Source organism: Luteimonas sp. WGS1318 (assembly GCF_043187535.1).
GTDB lineage: Bacteria > Pseudomonadota > Gammaproteobacteria > Xanthomonadales > Xanthomonadaceae > Luteimonas.
The window spans coordinates 255,441-272,546 of record NZ_CP171131.1 but is presented as its reverse complement, the minus strand read 5'-3'; the positions used below and the strand labels follow the sequence as shown (position 1 = coordinate 272,546).

General features: G+C 69.6%; 15 protein-coding genes. 8 read left to right on the top strand and 7 right to left on the bottom strand.

The annotated features are described in order from the left end of the window. The first annotated feature begins 343 nt into the window (after positions 1 to 343). From grxD to ACF3M1_RS01155, 6 genes are all read left to right on the top strand, one after another. Positions 344 to 1,273: a Grx4 family monothiol glutaredoxin gene (gene grxD, locus ACF3M1_RS01180; RefSeq protein WP_394003144.1), complete on the top strand. Its 930-nt coding sequence runs from the start codon at positions 344 to 346 to the stop codon at positions 1,271 to 1,273. A gap of 182 nt (positions 1,274 to 1,455) precedes the next feature. Next, positions 1,456 to 2,964 (top strand): GGDEF domain-containing protein, encoded by a 1,509-nt coding sequence (locus ACF3M1_RS01175; RefSeq protein WP_394003142.1) that lies wholly within the window; start codon positions 1,456 to 1,458, stop codon positions 2,962 to 2,964. Between the two features lie 91 nt (positions 2,965 to 3,055). After that, entirely contained in the window at positions 3,056 to 6,511 is a 3,456-nt protein-coding gene (locus tag ACF3M1_RS01170) for a NahK/ErcS family hybrid sensor histidine kinase/response regulator (protein ID WP_394003140.1), read from the top strand. 139 nt (positions 6,512 to 6,650) lie between these two features. Continuing rightward, positions 6,651 to 7,592, top strand: a complete 942-nt coding sequence (locus ACF3M1_RS01165; protein WP_394003138.1) for a DegV family protein — start codon at positions 6,651 to 6,653, stop codon at positions 7,590 to 7,592. A gap of 135 nt (positions 7,593 to 7,727) precedes the next feature. Next, the gene (locus tag ACF3M1_RS01160) at positions 7,728 to 8,069 is read left to right on the top strand and encodes a hypothetical protein (RefSeq protein ID WP_394003136.1); all 342 of its coding nucleotides are present in this window, start codon (positions 7,728 to 7,730) and stop codon (positions 8,067 to 8,069) included. Between the two features lie 14 nt (positions 8,070 to 8,083). Continuing rightward, a complete protein-coding gene (locus ACF3M1_RS01155; RefSeq protein ID WP_394003134.1) occupies positions 8,084 to 8,764 on the top strand; it encodes an ATP-binding protein in 681 nt (226 codons plus the stop codon). Positions 8,765 to 8,768: 4 nt separating this feature from the next. Here the strand turns inward: ACF3M1_RS01155 and ACF3M1_RS01150 are convergent, their stop codons facing one another. The 5 genes from ACF3M1_RS01150 to frmR form a co-directional block, all read right to left on the bottom strand. Next, the gene (locus ACF3M1_RS01150) at positions 8,769 to 9,812 is read right to left on the bottom strand and encodes a L,D-transpeptidase (RefSeq protein WP_394003133.1); all 1,044 of its coding nucleotides are present in this window, start codon (positions 9,810 to 9,812) and stop codon (positions 8,769 to 8,771) included. A gap of 121 nt (positions 9,813 to 9,933) precedes the next feature. Then, positions 9,934 to 10,770 (bottom strand): S-formylglutathione hydrolase, encoded by an 837-nt coding sequence (gene fghA, locus ACF3M1_RS01145; RefSeq protein WP_394003131.1) that lies wholly within the window; start codon positions 10,768 to 10,770, stop codon positions 9,934 to 9,936. A 1-nt stretch (position 10,771) separates the two neighbouring features. Then, on the bottom strand, positions 10,772 to 11,110 hold the full coding sequence (locus ACF3M1_RS01140) for a hypothetical protein (protein ID WP_394003129.1): 339 nt from the start codon (positions 11,108 to 11,110) through the stop codon (positions 10,772 to 10,774). Then, positions 11,110 to 12,219 (bottom strand): S-(hydroxymethyl)glutathione dehydrogenase/class III alcohol dehydrogenase, encoded by a 1,110-nt coding sequence (locus ACF3M1_RS01135; protein WP_394003128.1) that lies wholly within the window; start codon positions 12,217 to 12,219, stop codon positions 11,110 to 11,112. The genes ACF3M1_RS01140 and ACF3M1_RS01135 overlap by 1 nt, the downstream gene beginning before the upstream one ends. Before the next feature lie 46 nt (positions 12,220 to 12,265). Beyond that, positions 12,266 to 12,541, bottom strand: coding sequence for a formaldehyde-responsive transcriptional repressor FrmR (frmR, locus tag ACF3M1_RS01130; protein WP_394003126.1), 276 nt, complete (start codon positions 12,539 to 12,541; stop codon positions 12,266 to 12,268). Positions 12,542 to 13,155: 614 nt separating this feature from the next. On the opposite strand from frmR, the gene ACF3M1_RS01125 reads away from it, so the two are divergent. Next, positions 13,156 to 13,713 carry a TetR/AcrR family transcriptional regulator gene (locus ACF3M1_RS01125; RefSeq protein WP_394003124.1) on the top strand — a complete coding sequence of 186 codons (558 nt, stop codon included), beginning with the start codon at positions 13,156 to 13,158 and terminating at the stop codon, positions 13,711 to 13,713. A 26-nt stretch (positions 13,714 to 13,739) separates the two neighbouring features. Then, a complete protein-coding gene (locus tag ACF3M1_RS01120) occupies positions 13,740 to 14,984 on the top strand; it encodes a DUF418 domain-containing protein (RefSeq protein ID WP_394003122.1) in 1,245 nt (414 codons plus the stop codon). A gap of 861 nt (positions 14,985 to 15,845) precedes the next feature. On the opposite strand, the gene ACF3M1_RS01115 is transcribed toward ACF3M1_RS01120, so the two are convergent. Together ACF3M1_RS01115 and ACF3M1_RS01110 are read right to left on the bottom strand one after the other, a co-directional pair. Beyond that, positions 15,846 to 16,481 (bottom strand): glutathione S-transferase family protein, encoded by a 636-nt coding sequence (locus tag ACF3M1_RS01115; protein WP_394003121.1) that lies wholly within the window; start codon positions 16,479 to 16,481, stop codon positions 15,846 to 15,848. Between the two features lie 57 nt (positions 16,482 to 16,538). Then, complete coding sequence (locus ACF3M1_RS01110) at positions 16,539 to 17,075, bottom strand: NUDIX hydrolase (RefSeq protein ID WP_394003119.1); 537 nt, start codon at positions 17,073 to 17,075, stop codon at positions 16,539 to 16,541. Positions 17,076 to 17,106 lie beyond the last annotated feature (31 nt).

Below are 17,106 nucleotides of genomic sequence, written 5' to 3'. Positions count from 1 at the left end.
CGATCCGCCGCGATACAACCGCGGCGGGCCCCTGCGCTTCTCGGGCGACCGGGCACGCAGCCCAAACTCGCTACGCTCAAACATGGGCTGCTCTTCGGCCCGGCCGCCCTGCGATGCTCGGCTCGCTTTACGGCTCGACACTGCAACAGCAGAAGAGCCAAAGCCAACACCAAAGCCAAAGCCAAAAGCCAAAGCAGGCGCTGGAGCCTAACCCGGAGCCGGAGCGAACACCCTGCACGTGCCCAGGCAAAGCCGGGAACACAACGGACACCCACGCCCGCAAACCTTGCAAGCCAGCCCCCGCGCTACCATGTCGGCCTTCCACGCTCACCGGAACACCGCCATGTCCCTCGACCCCGCCCTCCGCACCCGCATCGAAACCCTGCTCCAGGGCAACCGCGCCGTGCTGTTCATGAAGGGCTCGCCGCTGGCCCCGCAGTGCGGCTTCTCGGCCAAGGCCGTCGCGGCGATGGACGCCGTCGGCGTCGACTACCTGCACGTCAACGTGCTCGAGGACGGCGAGATCCGCGAGGGCATCAAGGCCTACGGCGACTGGCCGACGATCCCGCAGCTCTATGTCGACGGCGAACTCGTCGGCGGCAGCGACATCATCGACCAGATGGTCGGCAGCGGCGAGCTGCACGGCCTGTTCGGCGTCGCCCCGCCCGACCGCACCCCGCCGTCGATCACGATCACCCCCGCCGCGCGCGAGATGGTCGCCAAGGCCGTGGGCGATGCCGGTGGCGACTACGTGCTGCAGGTCGACATCGATGCGAACTTCCGCACGCGCCTGCAGCTGGCGCCGCGTAATCCGGGCGCGATCATCGCCCAGGCCGACGGCATCGACGTGCAGTTCGACCTCGGCGGCGCACGCCGCGCCGAGGGCATGACGATCGATTTCGCCGACGACATCCGCGGTCGCGGGCTGGTCATCGACAACCCGAACGCGCCCAAGCCGGTCCAGGACATCAGTCCGGCCGACGCCAACGACCGCCTCGCGGCCGGCACGTTGACCCTGATCGACGTGCGTCCGCCGGAGGAGCGCGCCACCGCCAGCGTCGCGCGCCCGTTCGAGGTGCTCGACGGCGACGGCATCACCCGCCTGCAGCAGTTGCCCAAGGACACGCCGCTGGCGTTCCTGTGCCACCACGGCGGTCGCAGCCAGCAGGCGGCCGAGCACTTCCGCAACCAGGGCTTCACCCAGGTCTTCAACGTGGCCGGCGGTATCGATGCCTGGAGCGACAGCGTCGACGGCAGCGTGCCGAAGTACTGAGGCGATGATCGCGGCCGCGATGCCCGGCCGGTTCGCGCCCCGCGGGCGTCAGGCGGCCGGGATCCTCGGGCCCGCGCCCGTGGCTCAAGCTGCCCCGGATATGGCCGATAGGGCGATGTCCCGTCGTGTCCGCCATGTCCGGCGCTCACATCGGTGCACACCTGCCCCGACTGTCTGAGCCCATGACCAAGCCGATCGACCCGACCGCCTCCGCCGACCGCGCCCAGCGCGTGACGGCGCGTGGCGTCGACGGCGCGATCGGCTCGGAGGCCCTGGTCGCGCTGTTCGCCGGTGCCGACGAACCTGGGCGCCTGCTGTCGGCGTTCGCCGACGGCGTGGCCGGGCTGCACGACGAACTGGGCCAGCTCGGCCGCTATCTGCAGTCGGCCTACGCGGCCGGCGACTGGCCGGCCTACGGGCGCGCGATGCGCCAGTTGATCGACAAATACGTGCGCTACGTGGAGCTCGACACCCCGCCCCCGGGCGCCGCCGACGCCTCGCGCCTGCGCGACCTGCTGCGGCACACCCTCGGCGCGGCGCTGGCCGCGCTGCTGCGCAACGATCCGGCACTGTCGGACGAGGCGATCGCGCTGGCCTCGGGCTTCCGCACCTGGACCCCGGGCGACGACCTGGGAACGCTCGGCCGCCGCCTGACCGACCTCTGTCACCGCGTCGGCGTGCACACCCAGGACACCGAGGAGCAGATCTCGCTGCTGATCGGCCTGTTCGACCTGCTGCTGGAGAACGTCGGCGAACTGCTCGAGGACAAGAGCTGGCTGCACGGCCAGATCGGGCAGATCCGCGCCCTGCTGGCCGGGCCGATGGACAAGACGACGGTCGAGGAGGCCCGCGCCGGGCTGCGCCAGGTGCTCTTCCGCCAGGGCCAGCTGAAGAAGGGCATCGACGAGTCCAAGGCCGCGATGCGCTCGATGCTGGGCACCTTCGTCGAGCGGCTCGACGGCATGGCCGCGCACACCGGCGAGTACCAGGACCGCCTGGCCGGCCACGCCACCCGGATCCGCGAAGCGCGCAGCATCGCCGAGTTCAATGGCGTGCTCGATGCGGTGCTCGAGGACACCGGACGGATCCAGGCGCGGGCGATCCGCGCCCGTGACGACCTGGTGGCCGCACGCCGCGAGCTGGAAGAGAGCGAGCGGCGGATCTCCCAACTGGAGGAGAAGCTCAACGACGCCGCCGGCCTGGCACGCGAGGACGAGCTGACCGGCTGCCTCAACCGCCGCGGGTTCGACGAGGCCTTCGAACGCGAGGCCAAACGCGCGCGTCCCGACCGCCCGCTGTGCATGGCACTGGCCGATCTCGACGACTTCCGCCGCCTCAACGCGATCCACGGCCACCTGGGCGGCGACGCCGCGTTGCGCCACTTCGCCGACATCGCACGTCTGACCCTGCGCGACAGCGACGTGGTCGGCCGCTTCGGCGGCGAGGAGTTCGTGATCCTGATGCCCGCCACCACGGTGCCGCATGCACTGGCCGCGCTGGGCCGCCTGCGCACGGTGCTGGCACACCGGCCGGTGCTGCACGACGAGGCCCGCATCGCGATGACGTTCAGCGCGGGCGTCGCGCTGCAGCGGCCGCGCGAGACCTTCGAATCGCTGCTCAAGCGCGCGGACCTGGCGATGTACGGCGCCAAGCGCGAAGGCAAGGACCGGAGCATGACCGCGCCGGATTGAGCCCGGGCGGTGCGTGGGGCGCGCGGCCCCGCAGCGTGGGCACGATTGCAGCACGCCCGTACACTGCGGGGATCGAAACGCGGGGAACGGCATGCTGCCGGGCTGGGTCTTGCTTCTGGTGTCGCTGGGCTACGCTGCGCTGCTGTTCGGCGTGGCCTGGTACGGCGACCGCCGCGCGCTCTACACCGACCGGCCGTGGCTGCGCTCGGTGGTCTACAGCCTCGCGCTCGCGGTCTACTGCTCGTCGTGGACGTTCTACGGTGCGGTCGGCACCGCGGTGCGCCAGGGCGTGGGTTACCTGCCGATCTATCTCGGCCCGCTGCTGTTGCTGCTGTTCGGCTGGCGCATCCTCGAACGCCTGGCGCTGATCGCGCAGTCGCAGAACACGGTGTCGATCGCCGACTTCATCGCCTCGCGCTACGGCCGTTCGCAGCGGCTGGCGGCGATGGTCGCGCTGATCGCGCTGGTCGCAGCGGTGCCCTACCTCGCACTGCAGTACAAGGCGGTGGCGATCAGTCTCGGCGTGCTCGGCGGGCCCGATGATCCGGTCACCCCGTTCGGTGATCCCGCGTTCTACGTCGCGGCCCTGATGGCGCTGTTCGCGATCCTGTTCGGCACACGCACCGTGGACGCGACCGAGCACCGCCCCGGGATGATGCTGGCGGTCGCACTGGAATCGCTGATCAAGCTGGTGGCGCTGGTCGCGGTCGGCGTGTTCGCCGTCGCGTGGCTGGGCCGCAACGAGTTGCCGCTGGTGGACGCGACCCGCGCCCTGGTCGCGCATGCGCCGCCGTCGAGCTTCGCCGCGCAGTGCCTGCTCGCGTTCGCGGCGATCATCTGCCTGCCGCGGCAGTTCCACGTCGCGGTGGTGGAATGCGGCGACGTGCGCGACATCCGCCGCGCGCGCTGGCTGTTCGGCGGATACCTGGTGATCATCTGCCTGATGGTGCTGCCGATCGCCAGCGCCGGCGTGGCGCTGTTCGGCCGCGAGGGACCGGTCGCACCCGACAGCTTCGTGCTGGCGCTGCCGATGGCCGACAACGCCGATCTGCTGGCACTGTTCGCCTACATCGGCGGGTTCTCCGCGGCCACGGGCATGGTCATCGTGTCGTCGGTGGCGCTGGCGACGATGATCAGCAACGACCTGGTGATGCCGCTGCTGCTGCGCCGCGGCTATGCCGAGCGTCATGGCGGCAACGTCGCCTCGACCGTGTTGTGGGTGCGCCGGGGCGCGATCATCGGGCTGGCGGCCCTGGCCTACGGCTACTACCGCACCAGTGGCAACGAGACCACGCTGGCGGCGTTCGGGCTGATGGCCTTCGTCGCGGTGGCCCAGTTCGCGCCGGCGTTGATCGGCGGCCTGTACTGGCGTGGCGCCAGCCGACGGGGCGTGGAGGTCGGGCTGCTGATCGGGTTCTGCGTCTGGGGCTACACGCTGCTGTTGCCCAAGCTCACCGAGTCCGGCCTGCTCGATCCGGCGTGGATGGTGGACGGGCCACTGGGACTGGGCTGGCTGCGTCCCCGCGCACTGTTCGGGCTCGGCGGCTGGGATCCGTTGACCCACGGCACGTTCTGGTCGCTGCTGTTCAACGTCGGCGCGCTGCTTCTGGTGTCGGCGCGCTGGCGGCCGACGCTCGACGAGCGCCTGCGCGCGGCGCCGTTCCTCGATCCCTATGCCGAGCGCCGCACCTTCGCGGCCGAGGACTGGAACGGCAACGTCAGCATCGGCGACCTGCTGACCCTGACCGGACGCATCGTCGGCGACCGCACCGCGCGGCGCGTGTTCGATGATTACGCGCTGACGGTGGACCGGCCGCTGGTGCTCAACGCCGCTGCCGACCGCACCTGGCTGCAGTTCACCGAACGCCAGCTCGCGGCTGCGGTCGGCGCGTCGTCGGCGCGCCTGCTGATGACCAGCGCACTCAAGGGCTCGGGCATGGAGGTCGACGAGGTCGTGGCGATGCTCGACGAGGCCGGCCAGGAGCTGCGCTTCAACCGCGAGGTGCTGTCGTCGACGCTGGAGAACATCGATCACGGCGTCAGCGTCGTCGACCGCACGATGCGCCTGGTCGCGTGGAACCGCAGCTACCAGCGCCTGTTCGGGTATCCGGACAACATGCTCTACGTCGGCCGTCCGGTCGCCGACCTGATCCGCTACAACGCCGAGCGCGGCGAACTCGGCCCGCGCGACGTCATCGACATCGACACCGAGATCGACAAGCGCATCGCCTACATGCGCGCCGGTTCGCCGCACGTCTCCGAGCGCGTGCTCGGCAACGGCCAGGTCATCGAGCTGCGCGGCCAACCGCTGCCCGGCGGCGGCTACGCCACCAGCTACAGCGACGTCACCGACTACAAGCGCGCCGAGCGCGAACTGCTGGAGATCAACGAGACCCTGGAACAACGCGTCACCGACCGCACGCGCGAGGCGGAAGTCGCCCAGGAATCGCGCTCGCGCTTCCTCACCGCGGTGAGTCACGACGTGCTGCAGCCGCTCAATGCCGCGCGGCTGTTCACCTCGGCGCTGCGCGAGAGCCACGACATCGCCGACCAGAAGCACTTCGCCGAGCGCATCGACACCTCGCTGCGCGCGGCCGAGGAACTGCTCGACGGTCTGCTCGACGTCTCGCGCCTCGACGCCGGCGCGCTCAAGCCCGAGATCACGGATTTCGACGCGGCGGAACTGTTGCGCCAGCTCGCCGGCCAGTACGCGCCGATGGCCCAGGCGCGGCAGATCGAAATCCGCCTGCACGTGCCGCCCACGCCCGTGCGCAGCGACCGTCGCCTGCTGCGCCGCGTGCTGCAGAACTTCCTGGCCAATGCGCTGCGCTACACCCGCAGCGGGCGCATCGTGCTGGCCGCACGCCGGCGCGGCGACACCATCGCGTTGCAGGTCTGGGACACCGGCCCGGGCATTCCCGAGCACCACATGAGCCAGATCTACGACGAGTTCCACCGCTACGAGCAGACCTTCGACTGGGACGGCCGCGGGCTCGGCCTGGGCCTGTCGATCTGCCAGCGCATCTCGCGCTTGCTCGGGCACACGCTCAATGCGCGCTCGCGGGTCGGCCAGGGCAGCATGTTCTCGATCACCGTGCCGCGCAGCACGCAGGCCATCCTGCCGGTGGCGCCGCCCGCCGCGCCGCTGCAGGACGAATCGCTGCGCGGCCTCCGCGTGCTGTGCGTCGACAACGACGACGACATCCTCGCCGGCATGCGCGCGCTGCTGCGCCGCTGGGGGGTCGAGCCGCTGTGCGCCAAGACGATCGACGAGGCGATCGAGCGCATGGACGAGGCGCCCGACGTGCTGCTGGTCGACTACCACCTGCACGACCGCCACGACGGCCTCGACACGCTGGACATGCTGCGCGGCATGGCGCCGGAGGTGCCCGGTGCACTGCTGACCGCCGACGGCAGCGACACGCTGAAGCAGGCCGCGCGCATCCGCGGCTACCGGGTGCTGACCAAGCCGGTCAAGCCGGCCTCGATGCGGGCCTTCCTCGCGGCCCAGCGCGCCGGCCAACGCCCGCGCGCGACCCCGCCCTGACGCGCCCCCGGGCGCCGGATGGAGACCGGCGTCACGGATCGCGTACAGTGCGTCCGCGGGCGGCACGGCGCCCTCCGCCCGTCGACACGCCGGGACAGGCGCGCGGCGGCGCACATCGCACGCGCCTCGGGAGGGCCTCATGCGTATCGGAATCGTCGTGGACTCGGCATGCGACCTGCCGCCTGCATGGCTCGAGGCGCACAACGTCAAGCTGTTGCCGGTGACCGTGCGCATCGGCGAGACCCAGTTCGTGGACCTGCGCGACGAGCGCGCCACGCTCGACTTCGCCGACGCCCACGTCGCCGAGCGGGGCCACACGGCTGAAACCGCGGCCTACCCGTCGGACCGCGTCAAGGCGCTGTTCCTCGACGAACTGGTGGTCGATTACGACTACGTGTTCTGCCTGACGATCACCCGCAGCCGCAGCCAGATCCACGACAACGCCACCCACGCCAGCTTCGCGATCCTCAACGAGTACAAGCCGATCCGCGCGGCCGCCGGCCACACCACGCCGTTCGCGCTGCGCATCGTGGATTCGCAGCAGGTGTTCGCCGGCCAGGGCATCCTGCCGGTGGAGGCGGTGCGCCTGCGCGATGCGGGCGCGACCGCGCCGGAGATCCGCAGCCGGCTCGAATTCCTCGCCGAGCGCAGCTACGCCTACATGGTGCCGCGCGACCTCGGCTACCTGCGCGCGCGCATCAAGCACCGCGGCGACCGCAGCGTGAGCCTGCTCGCCGCACTGATCGGCGGCGCGCTGGACATCAAGCCGATCCTGCACTGCCATCGCGGCGACACCGGCCCGGTGGGCAAGGTCCGCGGTTTCGAACCCGCGGCCGAGAAGCTGCTGACCTTCGCCGCCGACCGCGTCCGCGCCGGCCTGCTGACCCCGACGCTGTGCCTGAGCTACGGCGGCGAGCTCGATCAGCTGCACGCGCTGCCGGGTTATGCCGCGCTGGTCGCCGCCTGCGAGGCGCACAACGTCGAGCGCTTCGAGACGGTGATGAGCCTGACCGGCATGGTCAACGTGGGCGCGGGATCGCTGACGGTCGGGTTCGCCGCCCCGCCGCATACGTTCGCCTGATCGCCGCCGCCACGCCGGCCGGGTGAACCGTGGCCTCCTCCGCCCTGCCGCGCCGCGCGCCGGTCGCCCGCGTGACGGATTTCTAACGCACCGGATTGCTAGGCTGGCGGCTTCGATCGCATCGACGACACGCGTATGAGCACCCGTTACCTGATCCGCATTCCCGACACCGACAAGGCCCGCGCCTCCGGCGACTACGCGCTGCGCGCGCAGGGCCCGGACGGCATCGCCGAGGAAGTGCAGGCCGCCTTGCGCGGCGAGGCGCTGTTCGCGCGCTGGCGCGATGCGCAGCCCGATCCGGACGAGGTGGACCCGGCTCTCGGCATCGTCGATCCCGCAGCCCAGGTCACCGGCGAACAGCGCGACCTCGGCATCGACCTGACCGTCGACACCTCGATCTCGAGCACGGTGCTCAAGCACCGCCTGCGCCTGCTCGCGGGCGGCGCCTGGGAACTGCGCGACGTGCGCGCCGCCTGACCGCACCGACACCGATGTCCCGTACGCCGGTGCTGCTGTCGTGGAGCGGCGGCAAGGACGCGGCCTGGGCCCTGCACACGCTGCGTACCCAGGCCGACGTCGACGTCGTCGGCCTGGTGACGACGATCACCGCCGGCTACGAGCGCATCTCGATGCAGGGCATCCGCGTCGACGTGCTGCATGCGCAGGCACGCGCCACCGGCCTGCCGGTGATCGAGGCGCGGATTCCGGCCGCGGTCGACAACGCCGGCTACGAGGCCGCATTCGCCGATGCGTTGCAGCGCGCGCAGCAGCGCTGGCCGGGGCTGTCGACGATCGCGTTCGGCGACCTGTTCCTGGCCGACATCCGCGCCTGGCGCGAAGCGCTATGCACGCGCCTGGGCTGGTCCGCACTGTTTCCGTTGTTCGACGCCGACACCGCCGCACTCGCGCACACGATGCAGGCCGGCGGACTGCGCGCGATCGTGTGCTGCGTGGACACCCGACAGCTTGATGCCGAATTCGCCGGCCGCGATTTCGACGCCGCACTGCTGGCGGGGCTGCCCGCCGGCATCGACCCCTGCGGCGAGCACGGCGAGTTCCACACCTGCGTGCACGCCGGGCCGATGTTCGCGCAGCCGCTGGACGTGGTCCGCGGCGAGACCGTACTGCGCGAGGCGCGCTTCGCCTACACGGACGTGCTGCTGCGCGATTGAGTGCTCACGGGTCGGGCGGCAGGGCGTCGAACACGCGCTGTCCGCGACCGGTGGTTTCAGGCAGCACGTGGGCGTCGGTGGCGACGAGTACGGTGCCCGGGCGCAGGCGCGGCAACAGCGCGTCGACGAAGGCCGGCGGGACCTGCACCCCGGCGAGCAGCGCTGGATCCAGCGGCTGCCCGGCGTCGGCCTCGTGGCCGGGCACCGCGATCGCCTGCCACCGCGGCATGTTTCCATCGGACACGCCGTCGACGTGCTCCGGCATCGTGCCCGCACCCATGACGTAGACGTGGGTGCCACGCGGCGTGGCCGAGGGCGGCACGACGATGCGCGCGCGGCCGATCTCGCGCCCCTCCTCGAGCGCGATCAGGCGCTGGTCGCTGCGGCTGAGCACCAGCGACACCGGCCCGCTGGTCGCCGCGTCGCCGGTCCAGCGCCACGGCTGGCCGTCGTCGAGCGGCAGCGCGGGCATCGAGGCGCCACTGCCCGGATCCACCGGGGCGAGCAGGCCCGGGTGCACCAGGTCGGCCTGGGCGTGCCCGGCTTCGGCGATGACGACGGTCATGCCCAGCGTGGTCGCGGCGAACAGGCGCCGCGCGAATTCGGTCGGCAGGTGCACGCAGCCGTGCGATTCCGGATAGCCGGGCAGTCCACCGGCGTGCAACGCGATGCCGTCCCAGGTGAGCCGCTCCTGGTAGGGCATCGGTGCGTTGTTGTAGCGGTTCGAGTGGTGGTCGCGGTCCTTCTGCAGGATCGTGAACACGCCGGTCGGCGTCGCATGTCCCGGTTTGCCGCTGCTGACCGTGGTCACCGCGATCCGCAGGCCGTTGCGGTAGACGTAGGCGCGCTGCTCGTCGAGGCTGACCACGACCACCATCGGCCCCAGGGCCGGGTCGTCCCCGGCCCAGATCCACTCACCCGGGCGCAGCTGCGCGAGCGGCGTGTCGACCGCGCTCGACTGCGGCGCGCCCCAGACCGGCGTCGCCGCGGTGACCGGCACGACCGACAGGGCCAGACAGACCAGCATCAGGATCCGGAGCAGCGTCATGGCGAGGACCTCGCGGGGGCACGCGGCGACGCTAGCACGCGGCCGCGCACGCGGCGGTCGGTCCCGCGGCGAACGGGCTCATGGGGACGGCACGTGACGTGCGCGCCCCTGCCGCCCCGCGTCAGCCGCGCAGCGCCTTCGCGTGATGCGCGATGTGGTCGCCGATGAAGCTCTGGATGAAGTAGTAGCTGTGGTCGTAGCCGGGCTGCACGCGCAGGTCGATCGGATGGCCGGCCGCCTCGCACGCTGCCTGCAGCAGATGCGGCTTGAGCTGCCCGTCGAGGAACTCGTCGGCATCGCCCTGGTCGATCAGCAGCGGCAGGCGCTCGGTCGCGGTCTCCACCAGCGCGGTGGCGTCGTACTGCGCCCACGCCGCACGGTCGTCGCCGAGATAGGCGCCGAGGGCCTTCTCGCCCCATGGCACCTGGCTGGGCGCGACGATCGGCGAGAACGCCGACACGCTGCGATAGCGGCCTGGATTGCGCAGTGCGATCACCAGCGCGCCGTGTCCGCCCATCGAGTGCCCGCTGATCGCGCGCGCACCGGTGACCGCGAACGTCGCCTCGATCAGTGCGGGCAGCTCGTTCACCACGTAGTCGTACATGCGGTAGTGCGCGGCCCACGGCGCCTGCGTCGCATCGACGTAGAAGCCGGCGCCCTTGCCGAGGTCGTAGCCGTCGGCATCGGCCACGTCGTCACCGCGCGGGCTGGTATCCGGCGCGACCAGAATCACCCCGTGCTCGGCCGCATAGCGCTGCGCACCGGCCTTGGTGATGAAGTTCTGCTCGTTGCAGGTCAGGCCCGACAGCCAGTACAGCACCGGCAGCTTCGCCTTGTCTGCCTGCGGCGGCAGATACACCGCGAAGCGCATCGTGCAGCCGAGCGCCGTGGATGCATGTTCGTAGACGTCCTGCCAGCCGCCGAAGCAGGCGCGGTGTTCGATGCGTTCGAGCGCCACGTCAGTGGACCTGCTGCGTGGCGGGGAGGCGGATCTCGTAGGTCTTCAGCGCGGCCGGATCGCCCTTGCCTCCGATGCGCGAAGCCTGCACCAGCGCGCGGATGCGCAATGCGTAGACGACCTCCGGCACGTCCTCGTATTCGTCGGGCGCGGCGATCATCACGCCCGACGCGATGAAGCCGGCCTTCTGCCATTCGCGTCCGAGCGCGGAGAGGATGGCCTGGTCGATCTGCATCAGGTCCCGGTCGTCGAGGCGCGCCACCGCGTCGCGCGATTCCGGCGCGAGGTCGAGCTGTTCGATCGCCGCTTCGAGTGCGGCTTTGTCCATGAAGGCCGTCATCAGAAGTGCACCACGGTGCGGATCGACTTGCCGGCATGCATCAGGTCGAAGGCCTCGTTGATGTCGTCCAGTCCCATCGTGTGGGTGACGAAGGGTTCGAGATCGATGCGGCCCGCCATCGCGTCCTCGACCATGCCCGGCAGCTGCGTACGACCCTTGACCCCGCCGAACGCGGAGCCGCGCCAGACGCGCCCGGTCACCAGCTGGAACGGCCGCGTGCTGATCTCCTGGCCGGCCCCGGCCACGCCGATGATGACGCTCTCGCCCCAGCCCTTGTGGCAGCACTCGAGCGCGGCGCGCATCACGTTGACGTTGCCGATGCATTCGAACGAGAAGTCGACGCCGCCGTCGGTCATCTCGACGATGACCTCCTGGATCGGCTTCTCATGGTCCTTCGGATTGATGCAGTCGGTCGCGCCCATCGAGGTGGCGAGTTCGAACTTGCCGGGGTTGGTGTCGATGGCGAGGATGCGGCTGGCGCCGGCCTGCACCGCGCCCTGGATCACCGCCAGGCCAATGCCGCCGAGCCCGAACACCGCGACCGTGTCGCCGGCCTTGACCTTGGCCGTGTTGTGCACCGCGCCGATGCCGGTGGTGACGCCGCAGCCGAGCAGGCAGACCTGCTCCGGGTTCGCCTCGGGGTTGATCTTCGCCAGCGAGATCTCGTTGACCACGGTGTATTCGCTGAAGGTGCTGCAGCCCATGTAGTGGTAGATCGGCTCGCCGTTGTAGGAGAAGCGCGTGGTGCCGTCCGGCATCAGGCCCTTGCCCTGGGTGGCGCGCACTTTCTGGCACAGGTTGGTCTTGCCCGACAGGCAGAACTTGCACTCGCGGCATTCGGCCGTGTACAGCGGAATGACGTGGTCGCCGGGCGCGAGCGAGGTCACGCCCTCGCCCACTTCGACCACGATGCCCGCGCCTTCGTGGCCGAGCACGCTCGGGAAGATGCCTTCCGGATCGTCACCCGACAGCGTGAACGCGTCGGTGTGGCAGACGCCGGTGTGGGTGATCTTGACCAGCACTTCGCCGGCCTGCGGCGGGGCGACGTCGATCTCGACGATCTTCAGGGGTTCGCCAGCGGCGAAGGCGACGGCGGCACGTGATTTCATGGGCGGCTCCGTGAGGATGGGTGGCGCGGCGCGATGGGCCGACGGGTTATCTGAGATAGGACCGGACCAGCGCGACGGCATCGTCGATGCCGGCCTGGCGCGCGGTCGGCGTGGCGTCGTCCGGCCCCAGCGTTTCGCGCAGATGGCTTTCGAGCACGCCCGACATCAAGCCGTTGACCGCACCGCGCAGCGCGGCCAGCTGCTGCAGCACCGGCGCGCAGTCGGCCCCGGCTTCGAGCGCACGTTCGAGTGCGTCGAGCTGACCCCGCATGCGCCGCACGCGGGCGAGGACACGCTTTTTTTCTTCGGGCGAATGCGGCATCGGGGCCCGCCGTATCTGGATACTCTGGGGGAGTATAGCAGGCGGGTCGTCGCGGCGTGCTTCACGCGGGACTTTGGGGGCAACGGCAAAGTTTGTGTCCGATGTACAAACTTTGGTCAATTAAGCCGGTACAGACGTTGGTGACGGCCGGAATCGGCCTCAATGCGAGCCAATGCCTCGGGCAGGGCGCTTAACCCCACTTCGGTTACGGGGCAGACGACCGGAATCAGGGATTCACGACATCCGCGTCGACGGGTTCCGGCAAGAAGAAGTTCAGAAAGTGCTGCGAGACCTCGCCCGAAAGAAGGAACTTCAGGAGGTTCCTACTGATCGCTTCGCGACCTGAGCATCCCTTCCGGCCACTAAGAGGGGTCGCACATCGATCGAACGTTTGCCCCGGCCCCGGGTACTCCGTAATGGCCAGGATCAGCACGATTCACGCCAGGGCCTGGACCTTTGCCGCCAGCACGGCACCCGCCTGAGTTCAGGCGCTGGGCCAGCCAAGCCAAACGCGAAGCCACGCCTGCTCCCGGCGATGTCGTGGGCCTACGCTCGACTAGAAATGATACCGATCGGTCTATATCATCGGCGGCGAATCCACCGCCGGAGTGATCATGAGCAAGGTTCGCGAGCGCATCCTGGATGTCGCCACCAATCTGTTCTATCGGCAGGGGATTCAGGCGGTCGGCGTGGACGCCATCATCAGCACCGCGGACGTCGCCCGCATGAGCTTCTATCGGCACTTTCGGTCGAAGGAAGGTCTGGCGTTGGCAGTGCTGGAGCGGCGCGACGAACGACTCTGCGCCTGGTTCGAGCAGGAGGTCGAGCGCTTGGCGCCCGATGCAAATCTGCGGCCGCTGGCAGTGTTCGACGCCTTGGCAATGCGCCTGGCCAGCCCCGACTACCGTGGTTGCGCCTTCCTCAACACCATCGCCGAGACGCCGCCGCCCAGCCACGCACTGCATCGGGCTGCGGCTGCGCACAAGCACCGCTTCGAGGCCTACTTCGCCCGTTTGTTGCGAGCGGCCGGGCTGGACGAAAGCGCAGCCGGCGATCTCATGCTGCTGTTCGATGGGGCCGTGGTCACCGCGGTTCGCGAAGGAACCCCCACCCCCGCCACGCGGGCGAAAAACATGGCGGCACGGGTGCTCGGCATCGCGCCGGCGAACTGAGTCAATGTCTTACTGAGAGAGCAGTTATGCCTGCGAAAGTTGTGTCGCCAGACCCGGTCGCTCGCAGCGAACGGTTGTTGCAGTTGGATGTGCTGCGCGGTCTGGCCTTGTTCGGCGTGCTGCTGGTCAACATCGGTTACTTCTGCGGTGCCGATTTGGCACGGCAAGCCGGGGTCGCCTATCCGCTGGGAGACTTCGGTGGCCTGGCCGGCGACCTCGTCAGGGTGCTGTTGGAGAACAAGGCGGCGGCGCTGCTGTCGATCCTGTTCGGTGCCGGGCTCGCCATCCAGGCCGATCGTGCGTCCGACAAGGGTCAGTCGCCCTGGCCGTTTGCGCTGCGTCGCAGCGCGGTGCTCGCCCTGCTGGGCAGCGCGCACACGTTCTTGTTGTGGAACGTCGACATCCTGCTCGACTACGCACTGATCAGCTTGATGGTTCTGCCCTTCCTGCGGCTGTCGGCCGGCCGGGTGCTATGGGCGATCCCGGTGGTGCTGATCGTCTCGGCGGTGATTGCCGGGCCGATGCTGGCGCTTGCAACGGATCTGCCGCCGGCGCAAATCTATACCCTTGGTCTCGAGCACTACGGGCAAGGTGGGTGGCTCGACGCCCTGCAATACCGATGGTGGGAAACGCTGCATGTGATCGGCCCGATGCGAATCGCCAATCGCTTGGTCATCCTGGCGCCGTTCTTCATCGTCGGCGTTGCGGCCTGGAAGTCCGGATGGCTTTCGGCGCCGGACGCGCATCGGCGCCGACTCCGACAGGTCTTCGTGCTCTGCTTCAGCCTCGGGCTGGTGGCCAACGCAGTGCCGCAGGAGGCGCTGCATGCCTGGGTGAATCAGCTTGCACTGCAGCCGCTGCGGGTCTTGATCAAGGCGACATTCTTCTTCGCCAAGTTCGCGCTGACTCTGGGCTACGCGGCCGGCATCCTGTTGCTGCTGCAGCGATCGCGCTGGCGCGTGTGGCTGGGTGTGTTCGCGCCGCTCGGTCGCATGGCGCTGACCCAATACCTGCTGCAGTCGCTGGTCTGCACATGGATCTTCTACGGCTTCGGTCTGGGCCAGTACGGGCGGATGCCGCTCGACCTGGCGCTGGCGCTGGGCGTGCTGCTGTTCGCCATGCAGGTGATCAGCAGCCGCTGGTGGTTGGCGCGCTTCAGCATCGGCCCGGTGGAGTGGCTGTGGCGGCGATTGAGCTACGGCGGCATTCGCCAGCGCCCGCCGGCGCTCGCAGCGGCCGGGGCGGAGACTGAACAGGCCCGAAGCCGGTAGCGTGGGTGATGCCGCGTTGCGGCATTAGCGCCGTGTTTTTGCGCCTGTCGGCGTGGTGGTGCGCGGGCGGATTTAGCGCCATGAGCGCGTCGCTGCGGCCGCCGGCATCGACAAGACCCGGAATACTGGGATGCCGTCAATCTACCTCACAGCCGCGCCGGCTAAGCAGCTTTCTTTGGCTGAGCGCTGGCAGATCTCCCAGGGCCGACTAAATTGGGCGAATTGCGCCGAACGAAGCTGAAGAAGATGTCCGCCCATGCTGCTACACCCGATCCATCACGGCAGGGGAATGTCATGGCCCGCTACCGTCACGTTGATTACAGCCCACACCTGCTTCCGGCCGACCTCCAGGCGCAGTGGGTGCCGGCCAGCAACCTTTGGTGGAGGCCGTAATGACCGCTAAGGGTCGAGAGCGGACATCGACTGATCATTTTCAGCGCTGATCAGCTTCAGCTGGAGCGACTAGGCAGCGGGACCGGCAAACGAGACTGTCGCTTGATATGAGTTTGTCAGTTGCGAACCTTGCCTGGCCTCACCTCGTCGTCCCGTCCCCCTCGAGCCGATTTCATGAGCAGACGATGGCGCGTCGGAAGGACGAAGGGCAGGCGGCAACGCGAACTATGGCTTTGCAGAATCACAGATCGCGCCCACCTCAACCCAACCGAGTACAAACTACACCGCTGCCGGTGCACCTACTTTGGGCTTGGGTGCAGACTTCGCCATGCGCGCCACGCGCGCGCCGCAACATCGGGAACGCGCTCTGCGTCGCGCGCACGATGCGCTGGACGATCGCTGCCCCGGTGCCTGCGCAGTGGGATGCACGGACGCCAGGGGCCCAGGCCGCGCGCCCCCCTGCTGGACTCAGCCGGCAGGCGGCGGCATCGCCGCGTCGTCGAGCTGGTTCGCACGCTGCCAAGCCGGACGCGCCTTCAGCCGTTCGACGTAGTCGACGAACACCGGACGCGCGGGCATCGATTTGAACATCAGGCCCCAGGCCACCTGCGCACCGACATAGACATCGGCCGCGGTGAACCGCGCGCCGGTGATCCACGGCGCCGCACCGGCGACCGCGCGCTCCAGGGCATCGATCGTCTGGTCGAAGCTGCCGTAGCCGACCATCTGCGCCCGCTCCGTCGGCGCCAGCAGGCCGAGCGATTTCGCGGTCACCGCCGCTTCGACCGGGCCGGCGGCGAAGAACAGCCAGCGAAAATAGGCCGCGCGCGCGTGCGGGGTGTCGTCCGGTCGCAATCCCGCGTCGGGGAAAGTCTCCGCCAGGTACGCGCAGATCGCCGCGGCTTCCGTCACCACCGCGCCGCCGTGCACCAGCGTCGGCACCTTGCCCATCGGGTTGAGGGCCAGGAACGCGTCCGATTTCATCGTGCCGCCGTAGCCCAGGAGCTCCACGCGGTAGGGACGACCGACCTCCTCGAGCATCCAGCGCGCGATGCGGCCGCGTGACATCGGGTTGGTGTACAGCACGAGATCGTCGGTGGTCATGGCGGGCTCCGGCAGGGGACAGGACGCGAGTGTGCGCCTGTTCCCGCGCGCGTTGCGCTAACGGCCGTCGGCAGGCGGACCGGCTTCCGCCGCCACATGCGCGAGCATGTAGGTCTCGCGATGGATCGACAGGCCCATGCGCGCATCCGCGCGCTGCAGCACCGCCCGGTTGTGGGCGATCGCGGCCTCGACGTCCATCCATACCGGGCGCATGCCGTTGGCCTGCTCGTAGTGTTCGAGTTGCGTTGCGCCGAGCTCGGCGTCGATGGCACACACGTAGAAACGCGAGGTCATGTGCATGAGATCGTGGTCGGGCGAACGGTCGGGGCGGTACTCCTCGACGCGCCCGTAGTCGCGCAGCCCGCGGATGCGGGTGGCGCCGGTCTCCTCGGCCAGCTCGCGCTGCAGCGCGGCCACGGGGTCCTCGCCGTCGGCGATGCCGCCGCCGGGAAAGCTGAAATCGTCGTAGCGTTCGGTGTAGAGCAACAGCAGCGAGCGCCCGCGCTGGACGATGGCCCGCGCGGCGTGGCGGCGCAGCACGCGCCCGGTTCGCGTGGTGAGCGCGGGGTGGACCAGTTCGGCGATCAATCGCATCGGTGGATTCCGGCGGGGCGGCGCGCAGTCT